The organism is Adhaeribacter aquaticus DSM 16391, from assembly GCF_000473365.1.
Lineage (GTDB): Bacteria > Bacteroidota > Bacteroidia > Cytophagales > Hymenobacteraceae > Adhaeribacter > Adhaeribacter aquaticus.
Map to the genome: position 1 here is coordinate 622,265 of NZ_KI421517.1, position 25,579 is coordinate 647,843.

At 39.9% G+C, this 25,579-nt stretch carries 26 protein-coding genes; 15 read left to right on the forward strand and 11 right to left on the reverse strand.

Annotated features, from left to right (window positions below; translation table 11 throughout):
* Positions 1-90: 90 nt before the first annotated feature.
* A complete protein-coding gene (rpmB, locus tag ADHAQ_RS0104780) occupies positions 91-330 on the reverse strand; it encodes a 50S ribosomal protein L28 (protein WP_026461969.1) in 240 nt (79 codons plus the stop codon).
* Between the two features lie 87 nt (positions 331-417).
* Complete coding sequence (locus ADHAQ_RS28300) at positions 418-582, reverse strand: C1orf53 family protein (protein WP_169727981.1); 165 nt, start codon at positions 580-582, stop codon at positions 418-420.
* Between the two features lie 190 nt (positions 583-772).
* On the opposite strand from ADHAQ_RS28300, the gene rocD reads away from it, so the two are divergent.
* Positions 773-2,011 (forward strand): ornithine--oxo-acid transaminase, encoded by a 1,239-nt coding sequence (gene rocD, locus ADHAQ_RS0104785; protein WP_026461970.1) that lies wholly within the window; start codon positions 773-775, stop codon positions 2,009-2,011.
* A 54-nt stretch (positions 2,012-2,065) separates the two neighbouring features.
* The gene (gene hemB / locus ADHAQ_RS0104790) at positions 2,066-3,049 is read left to right on the forward strand and encodes a porphobilinogen synthase (RefSeq protein WP_026461971.1); all 984 of its coding nucleotides are present in this window, start codon (positions 2,066-2,068) and stop codon (positions 3,047-3,049) included.
* Between the two features lie 134 nt (positions 3,050-3,183).
* On the opposite strand, the gene ADHAQ_RS0104795 is transcribed toward hemB, so the two are convergent.
* From ADHAQ_RS0104795 to ADHAQ_RS0104815, 5 genes are all read right to left on the reverse strand, one after another.
* Positions 3,184-6,081, reverse strand: coding sequence for a T9SS type A sorting domain-containing protein (locus ADHAQ_RS0104795; RefSeq protein ID WP_051359714.1), 2,898 nt, complete (start codon positions 6,079-6,081; stop codon positions 3,184-3,186).
* Between the two features lie 271 nt (positions 6,082-6,352).
* Positions 6,353-6,859 (reverse strand): hypothetical protein, encoded by a 507-nt coding sequence (locus tag ADHAQ_RS0104800; protein ID WP_157433345.1) that lies wholly within the window; start codon positions 6,857-6,859, stop codon positions 6,353-6,355.
* A 123-nt stretch (positions 6,860-6,982) separates the two neighbouring features.
* Positions 6,983-7,366 carry a co-chaperone GroES gene (locus tag ADHAQ_RS0104805; RefSeq protein ID WP_026461974.1) on the reverse strand — a complete coding sequence of 128 codons (384 nt, stop codon included), beginning with the start codon at positions 7,364-7,366 and terminating at the stop codon, positions 6,983-6,985.
* A 140-nt stretch (positions 7,367-7,506) separates the two neighbouring features.
* Complete coding sequence (locus ADHAQ_RS0104810; protein WP_071781155.1) at positions 7,507-8,040, reverse strand: hypothetical protein; 534 nt, start codon at positions 8,038-8,040, stop codon at positions 7,507-7,509.
* A 245-nt stretch (positions 8,041-8,285) separates the two neighbouring features.
* Positions 8,286-9,944: a S41 family peptidase gene (locus ADHAQ_RS0104815; protein ID WP_026461976.1), complete on the reverse strand. Its 1,659-nt coding sequence runs from the start codon at positions 9,942-9,944 to the stop codon at positions 8,286-8,288.
* Positions 9,945-10,467: 523 nt separating this feature from the next.
* On the opposite strand from ADHAQ_RS0104815, the gene ruvX reads away from it, so the two are divergent.
* Together ruvX and def are read left to right on the forward strand one after the other, a co-directional pair.
* On the forward strand, positions 10,468-10,884 hold the full coding sequence (gene ruvX, locus ADHAQ_RS0104825; RefSeq protein ID WP_026461977.1) for a Holliday junction resolvase RuvX: 417 nt from the start codon (positions 10,468-10,470) through the stop codon (positions 10,882-10,884).
* Positions 10,881-11,444, forward strand: a complete 564-nt coding sequence (gene def / locus ADHAQ_RS0104830) for a peptide deformylase (RefSeq protein WP_026461978.1) — start codon at positions 10,881-10,883, stop codon at positions 11,442-11,444. The genes ruvX and def overlap by 4 nt, the downstream gene beginning before the upstream one ends.
* Positions 11,445-11,498: 54 nt before the next feature.
* On the opposite strand, the gene ADHAQ_RS24530 is transcribed toward def, so the two are convergent.
* Positions 11,499-12,302 (reverse strand): cyanophycinase, encoded by an 804-nt coding sequence (locus tag ADHAQ_RS24530; RefSeq protein WP_034256584.1) that lies wholly within the window; start codon positions 12,300-12,302, stop codon positions 11,499-11,501.
* 357 nt (positions 12,303-12,659) lie between these two features.
* Here ADHAQ_RS24530 and ADHAQ_RS0104840 point away from each other — a divergent pair, with 357 nt between their 5' ends.
* The 4 genes from ADHAQ_RS0104840 (at position 12,660) to ADHAQ_RS0104855 (ending at position 17,040) form a co-directional block, all read left to right on the forward strand.
* Positions 12,660-12,863, forward strand: coding sequence for a hypothetical protein (locus ADHAQ_RS0104840; RefSeq protein ID WP_026461979.1), 204 nt, complete (start codon positions 12,660-12,662; stop codon positions 12,861-12,863).
* Positions 12,864-13,042: 179 nt separating this feature from the next.
* Positions 13,043-15,295, forward strand: coding sequence for a heavy metal translocating P-type ATPase (locus tag ADHAQ_RS0104845; protein WP_034256586.1), 2,253 nt, complete (start codon positions 13,043-13,045; stop codon positions 15,293-15,295).
* A gap of 53 nt (positions 15,296-15,348) precedes the next feature.
* Positions 15,349-15,585, forward strand: coding sequence for a heavy-metal-associated domain-containing protein (locus tag ADHAQ_RS0104850; protein WP_026461981.1), 237 nt, complete (start codon positions 15,349-15,351; stop codon positions 15,583-15,585).
* A 120-nt stretch (positions 15,586-15,705) separates the two neighbouring features.
* Entirely contained in the window at positions 15,706-17,040 is a 1,335-nt protein-coding gene (locus ADHAQ_RS0104855; RefSeq protein WP_026461982.1) for an MBL fold metallo-hydrolase, read from the forward strand.
* A 3-nt stretch (positions 17,041-17,043) separates the two neighbouring features.
* On the opposite strand, the gene arfB is transcribed toward ADHAQ_RS0104855, so the two are convergent.
* Entirely contained in the window at positions 17,044-17,448 is a 405-nt protein-coding gene (arfB, locus tag ADHAQ_RS0104860) for an alternative ribosome rescue aminoacyl-tRNA hydrolase ArfB (RefSeq protein ID WP_245590575.1), read from the reverse strand.
* A 206-nt stretch (positions 17,449-17,654) separates the two neighbouring features.
* Between arfB and ADHAQ_RS0104865 the strand changes: the two genes are divergently transcribed.
* The 5 genes from ADHAQ_RS0104865 to galU all read left to right on the forward strand — a co-directional run bounded on the left by ADHAQ_RS0104865 (position 17,655) and on the right by galU (position 22,744).
* Entirely contained in the window at positions 17,655-18,581 is a 927-nt protein-coding gene (locus ADHAQ_RS0104865) for a DUF6929 family protein (protein WP_026461984.1), read from the forward strand.
* 356 nt (positions 18,582-18,937) lie between these two features.
* The gene (locus ADHAQ_RS0104870; RefSeq protein WP_026461985.1) at positions 18,938-20,197 is read left to right on the forward strand and encodes a PAS domain-containing protein; all 1,260 of its coding nucleotides are present in this window, start codon (positions 18,938-18,940) and stop codon (positions 20,195-20,197) included.
* Positions 20,198-20,256: 59 nt separating this feature from the next.
* Positions 20,257-20,607 (forward strand): hypothetical protein, encoded by a 351-nt coding sequence (locus ADHAQ_RS0104875; protein WP_026461986.1) that lies wholly within the window; start codon positions 20,257-20,259, stop codon positions 20,605-20,607.
* Between the two features lie 169 nt (positions 20,608-20,776).
* Positions 20,777-21,772: a mevalonate kinase family protein gene (locus tag ADHAQ_RS0104880; protein ID WP_026461987.1), complete on the forward strand. Its 996-nt coding sequence runs from the start codon at positions 20,777-20,779 to the stop codon at positions 21,770-21,772.
* Between the two features lie 87 nt (positions 21,773-21,859).
* A complete protein-coding gene (gene galU / locus ADHAQ_RS0104885) occupies positions 21,860-22,744 on the forward strand; it encodes a UTP--glucose-1-phosphate uridylyltransferase GalU (RefSeq protein WP_026461988.1) in 885 nt (294 codons plus the stop codon).
* Between the two features lie 77 nt (positions 22,745-22,821).
* Here the strand turns inward: galU and ADHAQ_RS0104890 are convergent, their stop codons facing one another.
* Positions 22,822-23,814 carry an AAA family ATPase gene (locus ADHAQ_RS0104890; protein ID WP_051359716.1) on the reverse strand — a complete coding sequence of 331 codons (993 nt, stop codon included), beginning with the start codon at positions 23,812-23,814 and terminating at the stop codon, positions 22,822-22,824.
* A 357-nt stretch (positions 23,815-24,171) separates the two neighbouring features.
* Here ADHAQ_RS0104890 and ADHAQ_RS0104895 point away from each other — a divergent pair, with 357 nt between their 5' ends.
* Positions 24,172-24,390, forward strand: coding sequence for a hypothetical protein (locus ADHAQ_RS0104895; protein ID WP_026461990.1), 219 nt, complete (start codon positions 24,172-24,174; stop codon positions 24,388-24,390).
* Between the two features lie 208 nt (positions 24,391-24,598).
* Complete coding sequence (locus tag ADHAQ_RS0104900; RefSeq protein WP_026461991.1) at positions 24,599-24,862, forward strand: hypothetical protein; 264 nt, start codon at positions 24,599-24,601, stop codon at positions 24,860-24,862.
* 141 nt (positions 24,863-25,003) lie between these two features.
* On the opposite strand, the gene ADHAQ_RS0104905 is transcribed toward ADHAQ_RS0104900, so the two are convergent.
* Entirely contained in the window at positions 25,004-25,378 is a 375-nt protein-coding gene (locus ADHAQ_RS0104905; protein WP_026461992.1) for a hypothetical protein, read from the reverse strand.
* Positions 25,379-25,579: the final 201 nt, after the last annotated feature.

Consider the following 25,579-nt stretch of genomic DNA (forward strand, 5'->3'; position numbering starts at 1 on the left):
GTTAATACCTTCTTTTTACAAAATTAACCTACTCCCCTACCAGAAGCTATTAGTAGCTGCTGTTTGAGTTAGCAAAGAAACTAAGGTTAATTAGTAAACGATATAGCCGTCAGCAACTGCTTTTTTCAAAACAGCTGAAATACCGTTTTTATTGATAGTTCTGATAGCAGATGTAGATACTTTTAAAGTAATCCAAGCATCTTCTTCAGGGATGTAAAATCTTTTCTTTTGCAGGTTTGGGTAAAACTTACGCTTTGTTTTATTGTTCGCGTGCGAAACATTATTTCCAACCTGAGGTCTTTTTCCAGTTATATCACAAACTCGTGCCATTATTATTTTTTCAGTTTATTCTAAGGGAGTGCAAATGTACGGACTTCAGCTTTAAAATTCAAATGGTCTGCAAATATTTTTTCGTTTCTAGCCTTTGGTTTTCCTGGTACTGAACCCGTAAGGGCAATGCAAACAGCCATTTTTACAGCAATGACCCCGTTTTAAGTGATATTTTTGTGTAAACACCATAAGCCCTTGTTCATTAAAATAATAATCACCTGGCTCTAAGGGAGGTATTTGTTTTTTGCTCAAATTACTTTTTTAGCCAAAAATAAAACATAAAAAGGAAAAGAGCACAAAATGTAATAAAGCCCTACTTGTGCTGCTCCTTAAACAAAATGGTAAAGACGGCTATATTTTTTATCTCTGTGGCATTAGCTACTTTTGCCGCCTACTTCGTTATACTGCATATTGCCCGGCAAAGCACTAAAATTATAAGGTTATGGATACACTTACTATATCTACCAGTCAGGAAGCCATGTTCCTCGAAGACAAATATGGGGCTCATAATTATCATCCACTCCCTGTTGTATTAGCAAAAGGCGAAGGTATTTTCCTTTGGGATATAGAAGGGAAACGGTACTACGATTTTTTATCCGCTTATAGCGCCGTAAACCAGGGCCATTGCCACCCCAAAATTATTCAGGCTTTAACAGAACAGGCCCAAGTACTCACCCTAACTTCCCGGGCCTTCTACAACAATAAGCTGGGAATTTGTGAGCAATACATCTGCGAATATTTTGGTTACGACAAGGTGCTAATGATGAACTCTGGCGCAGAAGCTGTGGAAACAGCCATTAAAATGGCCCGCAAGTGGGGCTATGAGCAAAAAGGCATACCAAAGCACGAAGCAGAAATAATTGTTGCTGAGCATAACTTTCATGGCCGCACAACCGGCATTGTTTCTTTTTCTACAGATCCGGACTCTACCGGTGGATTTGGTCCTTATATGCCCGGTTATAAAGTTATTCCCTATAATGATCTGGAAGCGCTGGAAGAAGCTTTGCAAAACCCACATGTATGTGGTTTTTTAGTGGAGCCTATACAGGGAGAAGCCGGTGTTTTTGTACCCGACGAAGGCTATCTGGCCACTGCCAAAGCGCTGTGCGAGAAACACCACGTATTGTTAATAGCCGACGAAATACAAACCGGCATAGGCCGCACCGGCAAATTACTGGCTTCGGATTACGAAGAGGTAAAACCCGATATTTTAATATTGGGCAAAGCCTTATCTGGTGGCGTATTGCCAGTATCGGCAGCCCTGGCTAATGACGAGATTATGCTTTGCATTAAGCCAGGTCAGCATGGGTCCACTTTTGGGGGCAACCCTTTGGCCTGCGCCGTAGCCATGGCCGCATTGGCCGTAATACAAGAAGAAAGCCTTACTGATAATGCGTTTCGTTTGGGCCATATTTTCCGAGCCCGAATGGAGGCTTTACATAATCAGTTTCCTCATCTAGTTACGTTAGTCCGCGGGAAGGGCTTATTGAATGCTGTAGTAATCAAACCCACTCCTGATGGCAAAACAGCCTGGGACCTTTGTGTAGCGTTAAAAGACAATGGCTTGCTGGCCAAACCTACTCATGGCGATATTATTAGATTTGCTCCGCCTTTGGTTATTACGGAGGAGCAATTAATAGAATGCTGCCTTATTATTGAAAAAACAATTGCCGAATTTTAAATACTGAGTTTTGTTCAGGCAGAAAGATAACTTTGCCTATTAAATAATTTACATATGAGCCACTACTTAACACGGCGGCCTCGCCGGAACCGGAAAAATGAAGTAATCAGGGATTTAGTTCAGGAAAATACCGTGTCGGTAAATGATTTGATATTTCCCATATTTGTAATTGAAGGCGAAAATAAAGCAGTAGAAATAACTTCCATGCCTGGCATTTACCGGTACAGTACCGATAAAATGCTGGAGGAAATTGCTGCTTGCCGGGAATTAGGCATTAAAACTTTTGCTCCCTTTCCGGTTATTGATGAAGCTAAAAAAGACCGGTTTGCCCAGGAAAGCTATAATGCAGAAGGCCTTTTCATAAAGTTTATAGAAGCCGTTAAGAAAAATTTTCCGGATGTAGTTTTAATGACGGATGTAGCGATGGACCCTTATAGCTCTGATGGCCACGATGGCCTGGTAGACAACGGTGAAATTCTAAATGACCCTACCCTGGAATTCTTAGGCAAAATGGCTTTAGCCCAGGCCCGGGCAGGTGCCGATATTATTGGTCCGTCGGACATGATGGATGGCCGCGTTGGCTTCCTGAGAAATTATTTGGATAGTAATGGTTTCCAAAACGTTGGTATTATGTCCTACACGGCCAAATATGCCAGTGCTTTTTACGGACCATTCCGCGATGCTTTAGACTCAGCCCCTAAGTTTGGCGATAAGAAAACCTACCAGATGAACCCAGCCAACAGCCGGGAAGCTTTACTGGAAGCAGAACTCGACACCTTGGAGGGAGCTGATTATTTGATGGTTAAGCCAGGGTTACCTTATTTAGATATTGTAAAACTGTTGCGCGATCATTCTCATTTACCTATTGCAGTTTATAACATCAGTGGAGAATATGCCATGGTTAAAGCAGCTGCCGAAAAAGGCTGGATAGATGGCGAGCGTGCCAGAAACGAAATTTTGTTAAGCTTTAAACGGGCTGGCGCCGATATAATCCTTACTTATTTTGCAAAGGAATATGCGCAATATTTAAAGCGGTAAAATTTATTTTTTTTTGACACCCTATCAAATTTTGGGTTTATTACATTTATTAAAAACTATACCCTGTTTTAATAAATAAAAAGAGTCAGGAAAACCTCCTGACTCTTTTTATTTAGAATATCGGCTTATTAAAATTAACGGCGGAGTAACAGCATTTGCTTTGTTATTTGCTGGCTACCTACCTGAACATTGTAAATATAAATTCCGTCGGCTAATGCACTTCCATTTCTGCCGTTCCAGGTTACCTCATGCGTACCCGCCTCCTGTTGGGCATTTATCAGGGTGGCAATTTCTCTTCCGGTTAAATCAAATATTTTTACTGATACCTTCCCTGATTTTACCAAACTGTAAGTAATGGTTGTACTGGCACTAAATGGATTAGGATAGTTTTGCTTAACCGTAAAAGTCTTTGGTACCTCTACCTCCTCTGGCACTGCCAAAGGTTCTGTATGCCGGTAACTGTAGGCCCCATTCCCATAGGTGCCTACGGCAACCATGTTATCTACACTGCGGCTATCAACCATATCTACGGGCACACTACCAATGGTAGCTGCTCCTTCTTTTATCCAAGTTGTTGTATTACCACTGAAATTAGAGGTAGCATACAAACCAGTACTGGTACCTACAAAATATTTATATTGCCCACCTGGTACAGCTGGCGGCAAAATGTTTATCCACCTTACCGATGGCCCATTTCCACCACCATCGGGCTTTTCTTCTAAATTGCCACCAATAGCTGTCCAGGAGCTTCCGCCATTAGTAGTTCTAAACAAGCTCATTACCCCGTAATTAGAAAAGGCCACAATTACATTCTCGCCATTAGCAGGGTCCACTGCAATGCTGTTTATATAAGCATTAGGGGGGAAATTGGTACCGGTTATTTCGGTTCGGGCAGGGCTATCTCCAGACAAAGCATCCGTAATTTTATACATCTTACCATCATCCGTACCAAAGTAAAGCAGGTTAGCCGTACTCTTACTTGCCGATATAGCAGAGATGCTTTGGCTGGCGTTTAACACAGAAATTACTTTCCAGTTCGTTGACTTAGGCTCATAATCTGTACCCTTGGTGTTACTGTTTCCGCTTACTGGTATTGCTTTTAAATTAGTATTTCGCCATAACGAATCGCCGGCGGGTTGATACATGACAAATTCATTATTCGGATCAATAATATATGGGTTAATAAACATGTACCCCTTGGCACCTTTAGGATCCACCCGGGTAGAGCCAACATATTTCCCCTGGCTGCTAAACTCGTGGCGTAGTACATAACCTTCGTATACCGATACAAATACAGATGATGGCTTGATAAATGCAAAACCACCATCACCACTGCCATACTCATACCATTCTGCCTTTGGGTCATACTCGCCAGTGATATGCGTACCATTATCCTGCATCCCTCCAATCAAGGTATTATTAGCCTCACTATGGTCAAGGGCAATGGAGTAAAACTGAGTAGTTAAATACCCCCGGTTCAGGTTTTCCCAGCGCACGGTATCGGTGGCCAGAATATTAGCGGTACGACTTAATCCACCATCATGAGCGGATATATAACGGTTCGCGTTACTTGGGTAAAAGGCCAACGCATGCTGATCCGGGTGATGATTCGCGTATTTGGAGACATTATTCTTTCGGCTGTACCCTCCTATCCAACGGGTATTGGCAGAAGAAGCAAAACCATCGGTAGATAAATATAAATTAGTTCCGCCTATTATTACATGGTTGCTATTATCCGGCTTTACTTCCACCACCATATTATAATTGTTTTGGTGGTTATAGTTCCCTACTTCACCGCCAAAACCCGGAATATTAACCGAGCGGTTTTCCCAAATACCACCCGCGCCTGCTCCATTTCCGGAACTATAGGTATATTTATATAAGCTGGTATCAAACTTCCCAGCATTAGGAGTATTGGCCAGAAAATAAACTATATTTTCATTGGAAGGCGCTATATCTAAAACTATCCGCTCATAAACCTGTGGGAAATTTGCCGGGGTTATATTCGTCCAGGTTACCCCATCAGTAGACCGAAAAATGCCGCGAACAGTAGCCGTTCCGCCATTGTTACTCAACTGGCTCATGGTAGCATACATGACTCCTGACTGACCAATGGCTATCTCGGTAAAATAACTGTGCTGTCGGTACACGCTCTCAACGTTACTTATAGTGCCTAAAACATTGGCCCAGGTAGCACCGCCATCAGTTGAGCGCTGAATACCTGCAATAGTAGCCGCGAATACTTCATCCTGCAAAGTATTGGCCGGATTTACAGCAATGCGGTTAATCCACTGAAAAACATTATTAAAAGTAGCCGGGCCAGAGGCAGCTGTAGCAGGCAAAATCTTCCAGGAAACTCCACCATCGGTAGATTTAAATATGCCATTTCCCCGGTAAGCTATACTGCTCCGGTGGAACCCGCCAATGCGTTCGCCGGTACCATAATACCAGGTATTTCTTTTCCCGGTGCGGGTATCCTGTGCTACAGTAGTTACATTTTGTACCACACTCGGATCTGTTGTTTTAACCCAGGATTGCCCATTATCAGTAGAACGCCACATGCCTCCGGAAACACCACCTGCCAGAATTATATTTTCATTGCTAATATCTATCGCCAGAGCCCTGGTTCTTCCACCAATGTTATAGGGCCCACGATGATCCCAATTTTGCACAAAAGCTCGCGCATTGCGCCCAAATTGATTCATGGAAACCACTTCAGCAATTGGTATAGTGGCGGAAAACGACAGCTCTCGTTGCCGGATATCAACCGGAATTTCATCGGTATATGGGTTTCGTAACCGTTTAAATTCCCATTTTGCCCGGGCATCCGGATCATCCGGCGTTCCGACAGAAGCTTTCAACATTTTCCGGTTTTTCCGGATAGCTTTTGCCGCTTCTTCAATTTCGAGTGTAACATAAGAGCGTTTTGAAATAGGATTGCTTAAGTTAAACCAAAAAATTAAGCCAAAAAGTACAAGCAATATAATGCTGATGATACTTATTTTATTTCTAACAGACGAATCTATATTCATGTAAATTATAATCTGATTGCAAAAAACATGCCGCTAAAAATCCATGAGTTTCAGGGCAAATACACCAGGTAATATCCTGCTAATAATTAACCTTTTTAAAGCAAAATAGTTCAGAAGAACCACCGAATACAACCAGGAAATTTACTATTTATACCATTGATTATGAGAAGATAAAGATCTGTTTTGGAGTAGGGAATAAACTAGGAAATCCACAAAGTATTTGAGCTCCTACTCTTGTTTAGGCAGCACAAATTTTATCTAAAACACTATTTTATTTCTTTATATAAGAGGTAACTAAAAAAGCACTTCCGGAGGATGTTCCTTCTGTCATTCTGGAAATATCAGCCTGAAAAACATCCCCTTCTTTTAAACCCGGCAGAGGATTGGTTAATTCCGGAAAAAAATCAGCTGTATGATGCAAGGTAAACGAGAAGTGGGTTTCTACCTTACTTCCTTCTGCCAGTGTACCAAACCCGGCACCATAACCCAACACCCGCACCACTTGCACCAAGGCTTTACAAGGCGTTTTCCCGCAGGGCGTGGCTTTATTAGTATCTAAATCATCTGATATATTTACAATTTTTCCCAAAATCCGGCAGGTGTTTGGTGCCAATTGGCCTCTTTCTTCTCTTTCTTTTCCCGGCGGCAGTGCCATGCCCTGATTTATTTCTCTCACTGATCCTGTGGCATTAAGTTCTCCCTTATTATCCTGGTGCTCTTGGGCTGGGGTTTTACAACCTAAGGTCATTATTAGAAGACTTACTAAAATATGCTTCATTTCTCCTGAGTTAATAAAAAATAATCTTGTATTAACTGATTCACCAAATCCATTTAATACAATACTAGATCAATAAAAAAACCGCTCTTTAGGGAGCGGTTTTTTTATTGATCTAGTATTGTATTAGTCAAGATCTTCTTCCCGAATCAGCATTAAAATAGCCGACTGCGGAACAATAAAATATTTTTCGCCGTGGTAAACAATTTCAATGGCATCCCGCTGAACGTATATAGCTAAATCGCCATCTTTGGCTTGCAGCGGAATGTAACGGACATCATCCTGTTCATCCCGGTTCCAGACTTCATCATCAAAACCATAATCGGCCGGAATAGGATAACCAGGCCCCGTTTTCATGATATACCCTTCCTGAACCTTTTCTTTTTCCTGAACACCCGGCGGAAGGAACAAGCCGCTTTTAGTTTGCTCCTGGGAGGTCTTCGGTTTTATTAAAACCCGATCTCCAACAATAATAACCTTTTCTAATTTGTTTGTTTCCAATACACGCATGCAATTTTCAGAAATTGGCTGCAAATATACATAATATCTTTATTTATGATATTATATGGCGAGGGCCTTATTTAGGTTAATATTTTACAACTCTTGCTGTATTAACAAAAACAAAACCAAAATGTTATAATTACCCTAGTTTACAATGACTTGGCTACCACTTTGAAAATTACGTCTATTTTCATTGTTACATCATCTGGCACACTTTCATCAATGGTTGCATTAGCTCTTATTTTAAAGTTTTCCGCATTTATATACTTCATCAAATCCGGATTAGCCGAATTAAGTTTTAAGGTGTTTCCGACATTAGCTGGTATATCATGCAGGTAAGCCAATTTAGCTTCATTGGTATTATCAGTAGAAATAAAAACATCAATATCCTTCAGGAACCCGAAATCTTCAGTAGCAGGATTTTCGATGGTGAGTGTTAAGTCATCGAGGGTAATATTTTTAACTAAATTTGCCCGGGTATTATGGTTTTTAAATTCCTGCTCCATGCTAACAGCGGAGGGTACCGGCATTCCGGGTAATTGCCGGCCCGGAATAATAAATTGCTTGGGTACGGTAAAGGTTTGAGATTCTTTAATCGTGAAGGTAAGCAGTTTATCAATCTCCTTACAGGAGTTAAATACAAACAAAAGGGCAAGCAATAAAAAAGACAAAGTAGATTTCATAATTTTTACATTAGGTACTGGTAAAAGCATTTTACGATATCTTAAGGCTTGAAGATTAAGAACCGGTAAAAGAAGTAAAATACGCTCTTTACTTACTTAATGCTTAAAGTAAAGAATTATTATTCAGAAAAATCTAAAAATTAGTCCTCAGAAGTAAAGCGCAGCAAAAAGCCCTTCTGGTTCTCTTTCCTGTAAAAAGGTTTAAAGAGAACCGGAAGGGCGTGTTATTTAAAAGCTTATGGCGCTTATTCCGGCACAGAATGAGCCTGCACATAATTTTTTTCGAGCAGGCCTGCCCGCCCAAAACTCTGTAAGGCTTGCTTTAGTTCTCTGTCCCGCTCCTGGAAAATGGTATAAAAGCCTTCCGAGCCATAAGCACTTCTGGCAATGTAAGCCTTAATATGATTTTTAAGCAAGTCTTTAGAGCGCTCAAATTCTTTTTCTTTATAAACTATTTTCAGGCTGCTTGCCTCCTTAATAATACCTTGCAGCATTTTATCAGATACCAAGAAGGACGTTTTATAATCCTCAAAAGGCATTTTTTCAAACTCTTTACGGTGATCTTGGAAATAATTTACTGCAAATTTCCGAACTAGATTTTTGGCAAATAATTGGTTTAAATAATTGGTTACGTCAGAAGTATCGCGGGAAACAAAAACATCAGGCATAATACCACCACCTCCATAAACAATTCTACCATTTATAGTTTTATATTTCAAGGAGTCATCAAAACGGATACTATCCTGGTGGAAGAACTCACCTTTTTTATACCGGTTCAAAATATCATTTCCATATTCTTCTGTTCCTTTTTTATAGGACTTTTGGATGGAACGACCGCTGGGCGTGTAGTACCTTGAAATAGTTAAACGCAACTCAGAACCATCGTTTAAGGAAATAGGCATTTGTACTAACCCCTTTCCGAAAGAACGACGACCAACAATTAAAGCCCGATCATTGTCTTGTAAAGCACCAGCTAAAATTTCAGAAGCCGAAGCACTGCCTTCATCTATCAAAACTACTAGTTTACCTTCTTCAAACTCTCCTTTTACTTTTGCATAGGTATCAGAGTCATACTTGGTTCCTTTTCCATCAGTATATACAATCTTTTTATTACCCGAAATAAACTCATCAGCTATTTTAGTAGCCCTATCCATATACCCCCCGGGGTTACCCCGTAAATCGAGCACCAGGCGCTGCATACCCGATTTCTTTAGTTTTGATAAAGCTTCTTTAAATTCAGCATAAGTATTATTGGCAAAACGAGCTATTTTAATATAACCGGTTTGCTTATCCAGCATGTAACTTACATCTACCGAGTGAGAGGGTATTTTATGCCGGGTAACCACAAAATTCATTGGTTTGGTTTGGGCTTTACGCAAAATGCTTAATTGCACTTTGGATCCTTTAGTACCACGTAATTTTTCCAGCACCTTCTGTGTAGTTATACCCACTCCGGCAATATTCTCCCCATTAACTTTTACAATTTTATCGCCGGCCTGAATTCCCACTGTCTCTGATGGGCCACCACTTAAAGGTGCCACTACATAAACCGTATCCCGGAAAACATTAAACTCTATGCCAATACCATCGAAATTGCCTTCTAGATAAGAGCGCGCAATACTAATTTCGCTTGCCGGAATATAAGAGGTATGCGGATCAAGTTTCTCCAGCATTTTGGCAATAGCAAAATCTGTTAACTCTTCTACATTAACTGTATCTACATAATCGCGGTCAATGTAACTTAAAATATCCCTAAACTTCAGGTAACCTTTAGCAGTTTGTTGCGCATTGTTGGGGGATGCCTTAAAACTATTAGCGCCAATTAAAACACCAAAAGATAAAGCAAGTGCAATAATAATTGGTAACCTGACCTGGAAGACTGAATTCTTTGGATTGTTATCCATAAAAATTTAAAAGAGATTTAAGTATAAGTTTAACAGCTAAAACCTGATAATCCTTTTCAAAGTAATTTACAATAAAATAGTTTCATATCCATCTTATTTATAAAGGAGTTACAATTTAATCCTAGTTTAGTAAAATACAATTTTTTAAGTAAAGGCTTTTGTGTTTTTTTTAATTATATCAATTATTCAACTAAATAATCAAAATTGAACTGATTACCTAACCAGTCAAAGTATTTATTATTCTTTTTAAGCCAATTTTAAGCTTTTCCCCAAGGCCGCTTTTCTAATTAAATAAGAAAGGCGAAACATTACAAAATACAAATTTTCGCTTATTTGTGTATCCTGCATCATGGCTACAACAAAGCTTTTATTTCATAAAAGAGGAAAGCTTTTTTACCAAATTCAACTACTTACTGAAATATTCTAAAAAACATAAACCCAAACCTGCTTAGTCCGAAGTATTTTAGAACAATAGAATAAGATTACTTAAAACTGAATACCTTTGTCTTTCAATTTTATTTAAATGGCGCGAGTATTAGCAATAGATTACGGAAATAAACGGGTGGGTTTAGCTGTTACCGATCCGTTAAAGCTCATTGCTAATCCTTTGGATACCGTACATGCCAAAGATGTAATTATGTTTCTGAAAAATTATATTCAGAAAGAAGCGGTTGAAGCTTTTGTGGTGGGCATGCCTAAAACCTTGGATAACACCCCTACTGATGTTACAAGTGCAGTAGTAGGATTTGTCCGGAAATTAAAAAAAGAAATACCCGAAATACCCGTTTATACAGTAGACGAGCGCTTTACTTCCCGGATGGCTTTTCAGGCAATGATTGATGGTGGTGTAAAAAAGAAAGATCGCCAAAACAAAGCTACCGTAGATAAAGTAAGCGCAACTATTATTTTACAATCTTATTTAGCTCAGCAAAGTTTATGATTTATCCGATTGTTGCTTACGGCGACCCAGTATTAAAAGCAAAGGCGCAGGATATTCCACAGGATTTTCCGGATTTGAAAAAACTGGTGGAAAATATGTATGATACCATGTATAACGCCCATGGTGTAGGACTTGCCGCTCCTCAAATAGGCAAAAGCATCCGTTTATTTGTTATTGACTCGGCTCCTTTTGAGGAAGATGAAGAAAAGAAAGCAACAGCGGTAAAAAAAGCCTTTATTAATCCTCAGATATTAAAAGAAGAAGGCGAAGAGTGGGCATTTGAGGAAGGCTGTTTAAGCATTCCGGGCGTTCGGGAAGATGTTTACCGGCCCGCTATTGTTACCATCCGGTATTTAGACGAGGAATGGCAGGAACACGAAGATGTTTTTGATGGCCTGGTAGCACGTATTATCCAGCACGAATACGATCATATTGAAGGTATTTTATTTACAGATCATCTTTCAGGGCTAAAAAAGCGCCTTATTAAAGGTAAATTAACCAAAATCAGTAAAGGGGATGTAGATGCCGATTACCGCATGAAGTTTCCGGTAAAACGGTGAAAACCGGTAATATAATTACACCTTTGAAAAAGCTTGTACTATATACAAGCTTTTTCAGTTTTTAAGCACCGGCTTAATTTCCTTTTCCCGGATACAATATTGCTGCCCCTCTACCAATAGATGCATGACCAGGTGTTCTACAGCAATTGGTAAACCATGCTCTACTTCATGTATATTAGAGTATTTTATTTCAGATCCATCTATTATTGTTACCACACCAATACCAAAGACCTCTACCAGATTTCCTTCCCGAATAATAATACCCGTTTCCTCGCCTAATCCTATGCCAATGTATTCCGGGTGTTGTGACACCGCAATAGATAATCGCCCAAACCGGCCCCGCTCCGTAAAGTGAGTATCTATGTAAACCTTATGAATAAAAGATAAACCCGCACTGGTTTTGGTTCTTCCTTTCTCCAGGGCATAAGGACCGTACCCTTCATAAATCATCCTATCGGACATAGCCGCAGAACCGGCACTGGTACCGGCAATAATCAAATCGTCGGTACGGTACCGCTCCCGCATGATTTTATGCACTTCAGTTCCTTTCAGAAATTCCAGGATCCGGCGCTGATCGCCACCCGTAAAAAAGATTACATCAGCCGCTTTTATTCGTTTTATATAATCTGCCTTATCCGCCTCATTATTCTCATCTATATGCATAAAGCGTACATTAGGCAAGCCAGTTTCTTCAAAGGCTTCTACATAAGCTTTTCCCGATTCTTCGGGCTCAGGAGCAGCTGTAGTAACTACTTCAATTGCTGATTTTTCATGACAATACTCTGATTCTATTAATTTTATTAAACCATCATCACCACCACCACCTAATGCAATAAGGGTACCTTTGGGAGCTTTCATAGAACTTTCGCTGTGACTTATACTATTAACCGGCTACTGTTTTCCGGCCAGTTAAAATAATTTTTTTAAATTAATTAATCTTTAACTACGGCAAGACCAGAGCTAAGATAAAAATATGGTATTACGAAAAAGGCAGGGTTAAAATATTTTATTTCCTAGGGTTATTTCACCGAAAAATACAACCTAAAAAAACAACAAATATTATAAAATTAAAGTATACCTATATATAACACAGGTAACTAATTATTTAAGCAATAAAGCCACTGGCACACTTATTTTCCGCCAGCAGAATCCTTTTTACGCCTTGCTTTTACTAATTAGATTTCTGGGAATGTAACTTTAAAATTTTCTTAAACTATGAAAAGAGCCATATTAGTTTTATTCGCCACATTACTCAACATAATTGCTTTTGCTCAGGAAACTGGTGCAGATATTAATGTAGATATTAATAAAGGTGGTGGTGGCGGTTCTCCGGTAGCCCCCTGGATGTGGGTTGTTGGTGGTGCTGTTTTTGTTTTATTATTAGTTGCTTTATTACGCGGCCGCGGAAGCAGAAGCTAGTTACCCGCTCTCACCCAGTACAGAACAAAAAAGCAGCCCTCGGGCTGCTTTTTTGTTCTGTACCTATTCCAAAATCTTATAACATTAAAAAAATATCCTGTAACATATTTCCCCTAACCGTACCATAATTTTGTATTGTAAAAAAAGAACAAGTACATAAAATTATAAAAGCTAAAAGTATGAGTACTACAACCCAACCCGTTGCTACAACCAGCACCACCCGAAATACTTTTCCGGTGAACGGAATGACTTGTGCTGCCTGTGCCGTAAGCGTGGAGTCGATGTTAAAAGCTCAGCCTGGGGTAGTAGAGGCTAATGTAAGCTATGCCAACCGGTCGGCAGATGTACAATACAACCCGCAGGAAGTAAATGTAAAAGCACTTCAGAAAGTTATAAAGCAACTAGGATACGAGTTAGTAGCCGATGCTACTATTTCTGCTGAAGATTTAGAAAAAGCCGATGCCGACCAGTATGCACAGTTAAAGAAGAAAACCATAGCCGCATTTGTTTTAACACTGCCGGTAGTAATTATAGGCATGTTCTTTCACCATGGGTTTCCGGGAGCTAATCTTATTATGCTGGTGCTTACTGGCCTGGTCATATTTTGGTTTGGCAGAAGCTTTTTCATAAGCGCTTTTAAAAAAGCGCGTCATTTAACAGCTAATATGGATACGCTGGTGGCCCTAAGTACCGGGGTAGCCTTTATGTTTAGCGCCTTTAATACCGTTTATCCACAGTACTTCTTAAGCCGGGACCTGCAGCCGCAGGTTTATTTTGAGTCGGCTGCTGCTATTATTGCTTTTATTTTAACTGGCAAGCTAATGGAAGAGCGAGCCCGCAAAGGGACATCGGCCGCTTTAAAAAAATTAATGGGCCTGCAGCCCAAAACCGTGCGAATAATGCGTGATACTGGTGAAGAAGAAGAACTACCCATTGAACAGGTGCAGCCTAACGACCAGATTTTAATCAGGCCCGGAGAAAAAATACCGGTAGATGGCCTGGTACATAAAGGAGAATCGTTCGTGGACGAAAGCATGATTACCGGCGAACCAGTGGCTCAACTTAAAAAAGCAGGAGCTACCGTATTTGCCGGCACCGTAAACCAAAAGGGCAGTTTTGAATTGTTAGCTCAAAAAACCGGCTCCCAAACCATGCTGGCTCAGATTATAAAAACTGTACAACAGGCTCAGGCCAGCAAACCACCGGTACAAAAACTGGTAGACAAAATTGCTGGAATTTTTGTACCCATTGTGATGGCTATTGCTTTGTTAAGCTTTATTGTGTGGTACTTTTCTGGGGTAGATAACAATGTAACCTATGCCTTACAAGCTTTGATTACCGTTCTGATAATTGCCTGCCCCTGTGCTTTAGGCTTAGCTACTCCTACCGCTATAATGGTAGCAGTGGGTAAAGGTGCTGAAAAGGGTATTCTTATAAAGGATGCTGAAAGCCTGGAAAAAGCCCGTAAAGCAACTGTAGTAGTAATAGACAAAACCGGTACGCTTACCAAAGGACAACCAGAAGCAGAAGAAATTATATGGAATGAACCAGTAATTGAAAAAACAAAAATAGCTCAGGCCATTCTAAGTATTGAAACCCGTTCTGAGCATCCTTTAGCCGACGCCATTATCCGAAAATTAAAAGCCGATGGCTTCACTCCTGCTTCTGTGACTAATTTTGAAAGCATTACGGGAAAGGGAGTAAAAGCCGATGTGGACGGAGTAACTTATTTTATTGGCAGCAAACATTTATTGGCGGCTTACAACTTGCCGGTACCCGAATCTTTACAAACAATAGCCGAACAACAGGCTGCCTTAGCCAAAACTATAATTTTTATTAGCCGGAAAGAACAAGTAGTGGCGCTAATACCGGTAACAGATCCCATAAAAGAAACCTCGGCGGCAGCCGTACAGGCTTTACAACACCTGCACTTGCAGGTACATTTACTTACCGGCGATAATATACAAACCGCTCAGGCTATAGCTAAACAAGCTAACATTGCCCAGGTACAGGCGGAAGTATTACCAACCGAAAAGGCGGCTTATGTCCAACAGTTGCAAGCCAAGGGACACGTAGTAGCCATGGTAGGCGATGGCATAAACGACTCTCCCGCCCTGGCTCAGGCGGATGTAGGAATTGCCATGGGGAAAGGCACCGATATTGCTATGGAATCAGCGGGAATAACCTTAATGCAGTCAGATTTAAGGTATATTGTTACAGCTATTAAATTATCGCGGGCCACTGTTCGAACCATAAAGCAAAATCTTTTCTGGGCTTTTATCTATAACCTGATAGGCATTCCAATTGCGGCCGGTATACTTTTTCCGTTCTTTGGATTCCTGCTAAACCCCATGCTGGCCGGAGCCGCCATGGCGCTAAGTTCCGTATCAGTAGTAACCAACAGCCTTAGATTACGAACAATTACGCTATAGGCGAAACTTTTTAAATGCAGATTATTTCGTACAACCTTTAATTTTTACCTACAATGAAGACTTTAAAATTTAAAACCAACATAAATTGCGGCAGTTGTGTGGCCAACGCCAAACCTTACCTGGACGCAGTAGAAAATGTGCAAAACTGGGAAGTAGATACAACTAATCCGGAGAAAATATTAACCGTAAAAGGAGAAAATATAAAGGCCGAAGAAGTAGTGGAAACTGTAAAAAAGGCTGGCTACAAAATCGAAGAAAAAAAAGGTTTGTTAGGCAGCCTGTTCGGGTAAAATTTAATAGTACAAAACCTTACTTAAACCAGTAAAACTCGTTAATAATACATCTTTGCCTGTAGCCGGTAAGTTTAACAACTTGCGGCTACAGGCCTTTTTATAACAACACCTGGCACCATGAAGATAGAACAGTTTGAAGATAAAGGTTTAGCCCATTTTTCTTATATTGTAATGAGTGCCGGCGAAATTGTTGTTATCGATCCGGCCCGCAATCCGCAGCCTTATTATGAATTTGCCATGCTGCACGATGCCCGCATTGTAGCGGTAATAGAAACACACCCCCACGCTGATTTTGTTAGTAGCCACCGGGAAATTGCGCATACCAAAGAGGCCGAAATTTATACAAGTAAATTAACTAAGGCCAATTACACGCATAATACCTTTGACGACGGCGACTTTTTTCAGGTAGGGCATGTTATTTTACATGCTATTAACACCCCAGGTCACTCTCCCGATAGTATATGTGTGCTGGTAAAAGACGAGCAAAATAAGGCACTGGCCCTATTCACTGGAGATACCTTATTTGTTGGCGATGTAGGCCGTCCAGATTTGCGGGAAAGTGCTGGTTCCATAACGGCTACGGCCAAATCCCTGGCTCAGCACATGTATCAATCTACCCGCCAGAAATTAATGCCATTGCCTGATGATGTGCTGATATACCCAACCCACGGAGCCGGCTCGCTGTGCGGTAAGGGCATAGGCGATGCCAAATGGAGCACCCTGGGCGACGAAAAGCAGCACAACAAAGCACTGCAGCCTATGCCTGAAGATTCCTTTGTAGATTATTTACTGGCAGACCAGCCCTTCGTGCCTGTATATTTTAAGTATAATGTAGAGCTTAATAAAACCGGTGCGCCCTTTTATAGAGAAAGTACCTTAGCTGTTCCACGTTTAAAACCTGATTGTATTTTTAGTAAGACTGGTTATTTTATTGATACACGGCCGGCAGAATTATTTAGGCAAGGGCACCTGGAACATGCCATTAACCTGCAGGATGGCTTAAAGTTTGAAACCTGGCTAGGTAGCATACTGGCCCCCGGAGAAAGATTTTATTTAATAGCTCATACCGAAGAAACTCTAGAAACAGTAATTGCCAAAACTGCTAAAATTGGCTATGAAAAATTTATAAAAGGAGCGGTTATTAATCCTGATAATGCCACAAAAGTCTCTCCCACCTTTGAGGTAGAAACTTTTAAAACTAATCCAGATCAGTTTACCATTGTGGATATCCGGAACAGCTCTGAATCGAAAGAAAATAAAATATTTCCGCAGAGCCTTAACATTCCCTTATCAGAACTAAGGTTGCGGGCTACAGAGATTCCTACCGATAAACCGGTATTAGTCCACTGTGCCGGAGGTTATCGCTCCGCTATTGGCGCCAGCATTATTGCCCAGGCTGTACCAAACCAACCCGTTTATGACTTTGGTGAAGAAATAAAAAATTTCAGCTAGTAATTAAAATTCGTTTGGTCTGATTTTTCCGCGCGCGGCTTTTTTGTCGGCTTGCATTTTCTTCCCACTTAAACGCTCCTGGCGGGCAGCCTTGGACGGCTTGGTAGGCTTCCGGACTTTCTGCCGGGCAAAAGCCTTCTTTAGTAATTCGTAAAATTTTTTAATACAGTTCTCTTTGTTCCCAAGCTGGCTGCGCTCGGTCTGGCAAATTATTTGCAAATAACCTTCTCCCGTTATATAATTAGCTAGCTTTTCCTGCACTAATATTTTTTCTTCGGGGTTTAAAATTTCAGAGTTAGCCACATGAAACCGAAGTTCTACCTTTGATGATACTTTGTTTACATTTTGTCCTCCCGGACCACCACTTCGGGAAGTTCTAAACTCGAACTCTTTTGAAAAATCGTGCACCGCTAAGTTTTTTATATAATTTGGCTACTTATAAGCATGAACATTAAATACAAATACTAGTTTTGTAGGCACTATTGGCACTGGCACATAATACAAAATACATGCTAAATATTTTTAGGTTTTCTATTTTAATGTGTACGTATTGCATTCTTTTCGTAACATGTAAACCACAAACGAAAGAACCGGTAACAACGTCTCCAGTAAAAATGAAAGCCATTATTACCAAAAGAAAACTATTCAGAGAAATTCCTTCTGCCTCAGGCATGGAAGTAGTAGGAGATAAAATCTATGTAATTGGGGATGATTCGCCATTACTATATATTCTGAACCAAAAGAATTTAAAAATAGAAAATAAGGTACAGCTTTTTGAATCGGAGTTCTTTGGCAATGGCCGCATACCCAAAGCCTTTAAACCAGATTTGGAATGTTTAACTACCTTGAATATTAACGACCGAAACTATCTGGCTGCTTTTGGGTCTGGGGCGGCCCCTACCCGTGCTCATTGTTACCTTATTCAGTTACCCGAAAAGCCCGGAGACGTTATTCAAATAAAACAATACTCTTTACAAAAACTATACGCTGCACTTCAAATTAACAAAGACTTGCTAGCAGAAGATTTACTGAACATTGAGGCCGCAGCTTCCACCTCGGGGCAAAAGCTATTTTTACTCCAGCGCTCTATTGCCACAGGCCCCAATGTATTGTTATCTTTTGATAAAAATGAGCTCTTCCGGCACCTTACTGATTCTACTTCTACCGTACCTGCTTACCAGGCTTACTACTTTGAACTGCCGCACTTATCTGGCCTAAGCGCTCGTTTTTCGGGAGCTTATACGTTTGCTGATAAACTGTTTTTTACGGCCTCCGTTGAAAACACGACAGATGCCATTCTGGACGGGCAAATACTGGGAAGCTTTGTTGGAACCATTGATTTAAAAACGCTTAAACCTACTACTAAACCCATGGGTCTGGAAACGGCTTTAATTCTTAATGAAGAAGGCGAACCGTTTATTGGCAAAGTAGAATCGTTAGCAATTCTTGAAAAAATTGGGGAAAGAACTTACCGCGCAATTGCCATGACAGATAATGATAACGGCGCATCTGAATTTTTGGAATTAGAGATTACTTTATAAAAGGTATAAATATTAATTAAGGATAACATTCCTGTAATCTTTAGCTAACATGGCTTGCGTAATATTAATGGCTTTTAATTATGTTGCCATGAGATCCAAAGCCATGTATAGATATAGTGCTTAAAATTTTTCTAACTATTCAATTTCTCTTGGCTACCAGCCTTTTCCCGCTTTAATAAATCGTAATTAAACTATTCTTTGATAACAAGGCTGCTCTAAACTATTTGTAATTCTTTTTGAGTAAACTTTATTAGACTAAACCGGTTAAACCTTAAAATTAAAAATAGATATAAAGCTGAAATTTTTAATTTTGCTTTTATACTATTTAGCCTCTATAAAGCACCTACCAAAAAGCTATGGATACGCTTAAATTATTTCATTATATCCCGGAAAACCTAATTGCAGTTTCTCCTGATTATAAAATCATTGATGCTACAAATGCCTATCTGAAAGTAACCTTAAAAAAAAGGGAAGAAATACAAGGTCGGCATTTCTTATTAGAAGCGTATCCGGACCCAAATTACACTTTTGAGGCCAACCCTGTGCGTCTTTCTTTTGAGAAGGTGTTACAAACAAAAGCAGTAGACTACATGAATCTGGTTAGCTACCGGATAGCCGTACCAGAATCAGAGGGAGGCGGTTTTTATGATAGCTACTGGGAAGCCTCGCATACTCCTGTTCTCGATGATAATGGGAATATTGAATATATTATTCAAAAAACGACCGATGTTACGGAACGGGAATTAGCGAAACAAGCGCAGAAGGTAAGTGAAGGCAAATTCAAGTTTTTAACCGATGCTGTTCCGCAGTTAATCCATACGGCCGAGCCAAATGGCAGCTGCACCTATGTAAACCAACGATGGGTAGAATATACCGGTGTTCCCCTTGAAGAACTTTTAGGCCCTAAATGGCAACAGGTTATTCACCCGGATGATATAACGCAAATTTTAAATCGCCAAAAAGAAGCCATTTATGCTGAAACAGAATTTCAGGCAGAACTGCGAATAAAAAATAAAGACGGCAACTACCGGTGGCACCTGGTTAGAAGTCTCCCTATGAAAGATGAGCAAGGCCAGGTAATTATGCGGGTTGGTAGCTCTTATGATATCCACAGCACCAAACAAATGGTGCAGGAACTGCTGGAGGCAAACGAGCAAATGTCAGCTTTATCGGACCAGGTACAACTGGCCTACCAGAAAGCAGAAGACCAACGCCTAACCCTGGAAAGACTGATTATGCAGGCACCGGCCATTTTTGCTATTTTAAAAGGCCCTGAACATAGATATGAACTCGTAAACCCACAGTATCAACGACTACTACCAAACCGGGAGCTTATAGGCAGAACAGTAGCCGAGGCCGTACCGGAAGTTGTAGATCAGGGATTTGTTCAGATTCTGGATAATGTTTTTAAAACCAGGGAGCCTTTTATAGCGAGTGAAATTGGCGTAAAACTAGATTGGTACAATACCGGCCAGTTAGAAGAAGCCTTTTTTACTACTACGTATCAGCCTCTGGTAGAAAATAATGAGGTAACCGGAATTATTGCTTTTGGTTATGAAGTAACAGAAAAAGTAAAACTAAGACAAGAATTAGACAAACTAAAAAGCGGCAAATAATTTTATTCCACTTACCTCCTAAAGGTTTTACCTTATAAGTAGCCTTACGACTACACCAGATGAACCAGGCCCAAGTAGATTTTCAACAGTTAAGGATTAAGCACATTCTGTTTAAGTCAAAGGTACGTTCGGTACTTTACGGCGGCTCCTATGATGCTGAATTCTTTTCTCCTAATGGCCCAATTAATATTTGGTTCAACGCCATTGGCCTATCCCGGTACCGGAACGAAACAGAAATGCGGGAACTGATACAGGTGCAGCAGGAATTAAATGCTACTGCCAATCTGCTATTCAATCTTTATAAAAGCGGCAAAATTGAACAAGCCCACGATGGGTTGAATAAAATAGATCTTCTTTCCGAAAGATTTACCAAAATTCTTTCCGCTCTGGAAGGAAAATTAGCAGCTTAAGCAAGTATAAAAATTTATCTGGAGCCCTTCTTAAATACGGAATGACTTCTGGTTATTTAAGCGCCGGGTACAGGAAAACCTTGTAGCTACGATTAAATTTACTAATCCTCCTTTACCAGCTATACCTGTATTTCTTATATTTTTGCTTTTCCAACAGATCTAACGCCGCATGATAATAGAATCCCGGGCCTATGCCAGAGCCGCCATTTTAGGAAACCCTTCAGATGGCTATTTTGGCAAAACAATATCTTTAATTGTTAAAAATTTTGGCGCTCATATTTTACTTTATCAAACGCCGGAGTTGGTAATTGAGCCACAGAAGCAAGATATAAACCAATATAAAAATATTTACCAACTCCGCGACCAGATTAACCTTACCGGCTATCATGGTGGCGTGCCTTTAATAAAAGCAGCTATTAAAAAATTTTGTGATTACTGCGAAAAAGAACAAATTACCTTACCTAATAAAAACTTCACCATCCGGTACAGTTCTTCCATACCCAGGCAGGTTGGTTTAGCGGGCTCAAGTGCCATTATTGTAGCTACCATGCGGGCTCTGATGCAGTTTTATGAGGTACAGATTCCGCAGGTATTATTCCCCAGTTTAGCATTATCCGCTGAAATAGATGAATTAGGCATTAATGCCGGCTTGCAGGATCGCGTTATTCAGGTGTATGAAGGCCTAGTATACATGGATTTTAATAAAGAACACATACAAAAGCACGGCCATGGCATTTACGAACCGCTGAACCCGGCGTTGCTGCCAAATTTATACATAGCCTATAAAACCGAGTTAGGAAAAGTGTCGGGCAAAGTACTGAACGATGTCCGGACCCGCTACGATAAAGGTGACCAATTTGTAATTGATACTTTAAATACCATTGCGGGTTTAGCTGATCAGGGAAAAGAAGCATTATTAAATCAGGATATAAAAAACCTGCACGCCCTTATGAATGAAAATTTTGATCAGCGATGTAAAATCATGAACATCAGCCAGAGCAATATGGAGCTTATAAATACGGCCCGAAATTGCGGTGCTTCGGCAACCTTCACCGGATCTGGCGGTTCTGTTATAGGTATCTATTACGGAAATGAGATGCTGAACAAATTAGTAGCTGAATTCAAAAAAATAAATGCCCGCGTAGTTAAACCAACGCTTGTATAACGAATATACTTACGTGTAACTGAACGCCGAAAAGCTTGTACTTAAATAAACTAGGGCTAAGCCTGTTGTGGAAAAAAAAATAAATATATGATAAAAAAAGCCGTAATACCTGCCGCCGGATTAGGCACCCGCTTTTTACCCGCTACCAAAGCGCAACCAAAAGAGATGCTTCCTATAATAGACACGCCAACTATTCAGTATGTGGTGCAGGAAGCCGTAGATTCAGGAATTGAAGATATCCTGATAATTACCGGCAAAGGCAAACGGGCCATTGAAGACCATTTTGACCGCAACTTTGAATTAGAAGAGCGCCTGCAGGAAAAAGAAGAGGCTATGTACTGGGAGATGCGCAAACTTTCCGAGATGGCAAATATTTATTTCATCCGGCAAAAAGAAATTATAGGACTGGGCGACGCCATATATTATGCCCGCCAGCACACCGGAAATGAACCTTTCGCGGTATTACTAGGAGATACTATCATGGATTCTGTAATACCAGTTACCCAACAACTAAGTGATATATATGCCCAGTACCACAGCAGTGTGATTGCCGTAGAAACCGTACCGGCAGATAAAGTAAATCGTTACGGTATTGTAGGCGGCAAAAGTATAAGTGATTCTATCTTACAGTTAGATCAGTTAATTGAAAAACCTTCGATAGAAAGTGCTCCTTCTAACCTGGCCATTGCCGGAAGATATATTTTAACGCCCGAAATATTTAAGGCCATTGAAGAAACGCCTAAAGGCAAAAACAACGAACTGCAGTTAACGGATGCAATGCTTAACCTGCTAAAAACAGAGAATATTTACTCGCATACCATAGAAGGTAAACGTTACGACATTGGCAATAAACTGGACTTCCTTAAAACTACGGTTGAGTTTGCATTGCGCCGAAAAGAATTTGCAGATCCTTTCTATCAATTTCTGCAGGAAATAGTAGCCTCTCATCAGGCTAATTCAGATAAAAATTAAGGTTATTTATCCTTACTCAGGAGGAAGCACTAATATCATAGTTATTAAGCTTCCTCCTGAATAAGGCACAACAAATATTAACTAATCGGCACTTTACGAAGTATAGCCTCTACAAAGTCCTTGGTTTTAATACCATCGGCTTCTGCTTCATAATTTAGTATAATGCGGTGATTTAAAACATCCGCAGCTACTTCTTTAATATCTTCTGGTAATACATAATCCCGTTCATCAAAAAAAGCAACCGCTTTCGCACCCAAGTTCAAGGCAATACTGGCTCTGGGCGAGGCGCCAAACTGGATGTAATCAGCATACTCTATCAGGTCATAATCTCCTGGTTTGCGGGTAGCAAAAACTAATTCAATAATGTAGCGCTCCAGTGTTTCCGAAATCTGAACCTGATTAATTTCATCTCGGATAGCGAAAATATCTTCTTTGGTTAAAACAGTATTCACATTATTTACAAAAGACATATTAGCCATCCGGCGCATTACTTCCAGCTCATCCGCTTTGGTTAAATAGTCCACGTATACCTTCATCATAAAACGATCAACCTGGGCCTCCGGCAAAGGATACGTTCCTTCCTGTTCTACGGGGTTTTGAGTAGCCAGCACCAGGAATGGCAGATCTAATTTATAAGTAGTTTCGCCAATGGTTACCTGCTTTTCCTGCATAGCTTCCAACAAAGCCGACTGCACTTTGGCCGGAGAGCGGTTTACTTCATCGGCTAATAACAGATTGGCAAAAATAGGCCCTTTCTTTACCTCAAATGCAGATGAATTCTGATTATATATCATGGTGCCTACCAAATCAGAAGGCAATAGATCAGGTGTAAATTGAATCCGCTGAAAGTCAAGATGCAATACCTTAGATAGGGTATTAATGGTTAAAGTTTTGGCCAGGCCAGGTACCCCCTCCAGCAAAATATGCCCATTGGTAAATAACCCGATTAACAGGCGGTTAACCATGTAATGCTGCCCTACAATTACTTTTCCAACTTCTGTAAATACCTGTTTTATCTTAAGCTGATGTTGTCGTATCCGGTCTTCGTATGCTACTTCTTCAATTTCCATAAATGCATATTAATGCTTTTTTAACACATTACCCAGTAAGGTTATACCTATTTAGCTATAATCCTTACCAGTCCCCCAGCAGGCAATTTACTAACATAGTTCCGGAAAAGCGTATTGAAACAGATTATAAGTAATATTTCCGCTAAAATCAGGAACGTACCAGATCCATTTATAGTCTTTCCCTTTTACCATATCCTGTAAGCATTAAAGCAGTTTAAGCATTAGAATAAACTGCTTTAATGCTCGGAAAACTAGCTTTAACGAGTTTATGATGGGGTTCATCTAAAAGGGCTGATTAACCTTTCTTCTATTACGTATTTAGCTACATAATCTCTTACTAACGAGATAGTCTATTATATGAGTATGCACAGTGAATTTAGTTTCGATATCAGAGATATTGAGAACTATACCTTAGTTGAAACAGAAGAAAAATTATTGTATTTACGTTACCTTATCCGGCGAGAGCAAAAGGATTATAAAATAATAAAATACCAGTACCTATTAGAGCACTTAGAGCAACACTTACAACATCTTAAATTTGCCTCAAAAGAAACAGATTCCAATTTAAATTTCTAAAATTATTTGAAGCTACTGATACAAACAATATTTACCACTTTAAAATAGGACAAAAACGTTTAATAACTTCTTAATTCAAACATATTATCTATTTATGTTTAATTATTTAAAGAAGATATTATGAAGTTTTAATAAAATATAATCAAGGGAACTTATCTAATAACAATATAATTATTCAGGCAGTATTAACGATTTAAACTCACTATATATGCCTAAAATATTACTATTCTCATTTTTAATTCCAATTGCTATTTCTGTGTCTTCTTGCTCTGAAAAAGTAGGTGCTTCTGGACTAAAACAAAAATCTTTTGCTAAATTTTACTTTCATAGCAATAACAGAAGTATTTCCAAGGCTTCTGTTTATAAACGCTATATAGCTCATAACAGAGACTACAAATCTTATCCTACTGCTAAAAAAGGAGCACATAAGGATGCTGCTCCTAATAAAGAAAGATTAGCTCTTACCAAGTAATTATAATTTGCTTTAGTGGGCACCTGAGGCTCATACTGCTTATTAAAGAGTAAAGAGTTATAAAAGGAATATATTAAGTAATAGAAACAAAAAAGCCGGTTGATAACCGGCTTTTGTTTTATATAGAAACAGCGTAAGCTACTACTTAGCAGCTAACAGGCTCTGAAGCGAATGGGCAGCAGCATAAGTAGCAAAAGCCTGCTTTTGCACCTCTGTCAGCATTCCTGCTATAGCAGCTTTATAAGCAGCTTCTAGTTGAGCTATTCTTTCCGGCTGCTGATCGGCTGCTGTGGTTTGTTTTACTTGTTGTACGGCCGCTAAATAAGCGCCTGTTAATTTCTTGATCTGGATATACTCAAACTCATTGAACCGGATAGATTCCTGCATCTGCCGAACCTGCACACGGGCGGCCTGCTCGATAGAAACCTGTAACTGATGCTGACCGGTTAAGCTATAGGCAAATCCTGTTACGGTTACTACTATGGTTAAGGCTAGGGTGATGAGGCTGCTTTTCATATCCTTTTTGTTTTTATGTATACCCAAAGATACGCTACCTAATATAGCCCGTTACTATATTTCGTTTAACCTATACCTTAACCAGACAAACTACCTCCTGCAATCGATAAACCTTTTCCACGCTCCCTTAAACCTTTTAGATAAACCGGCATAAAGTTTATATAGATAAAAATCAGGAGCAAACTTAAACTGCATGCTTTA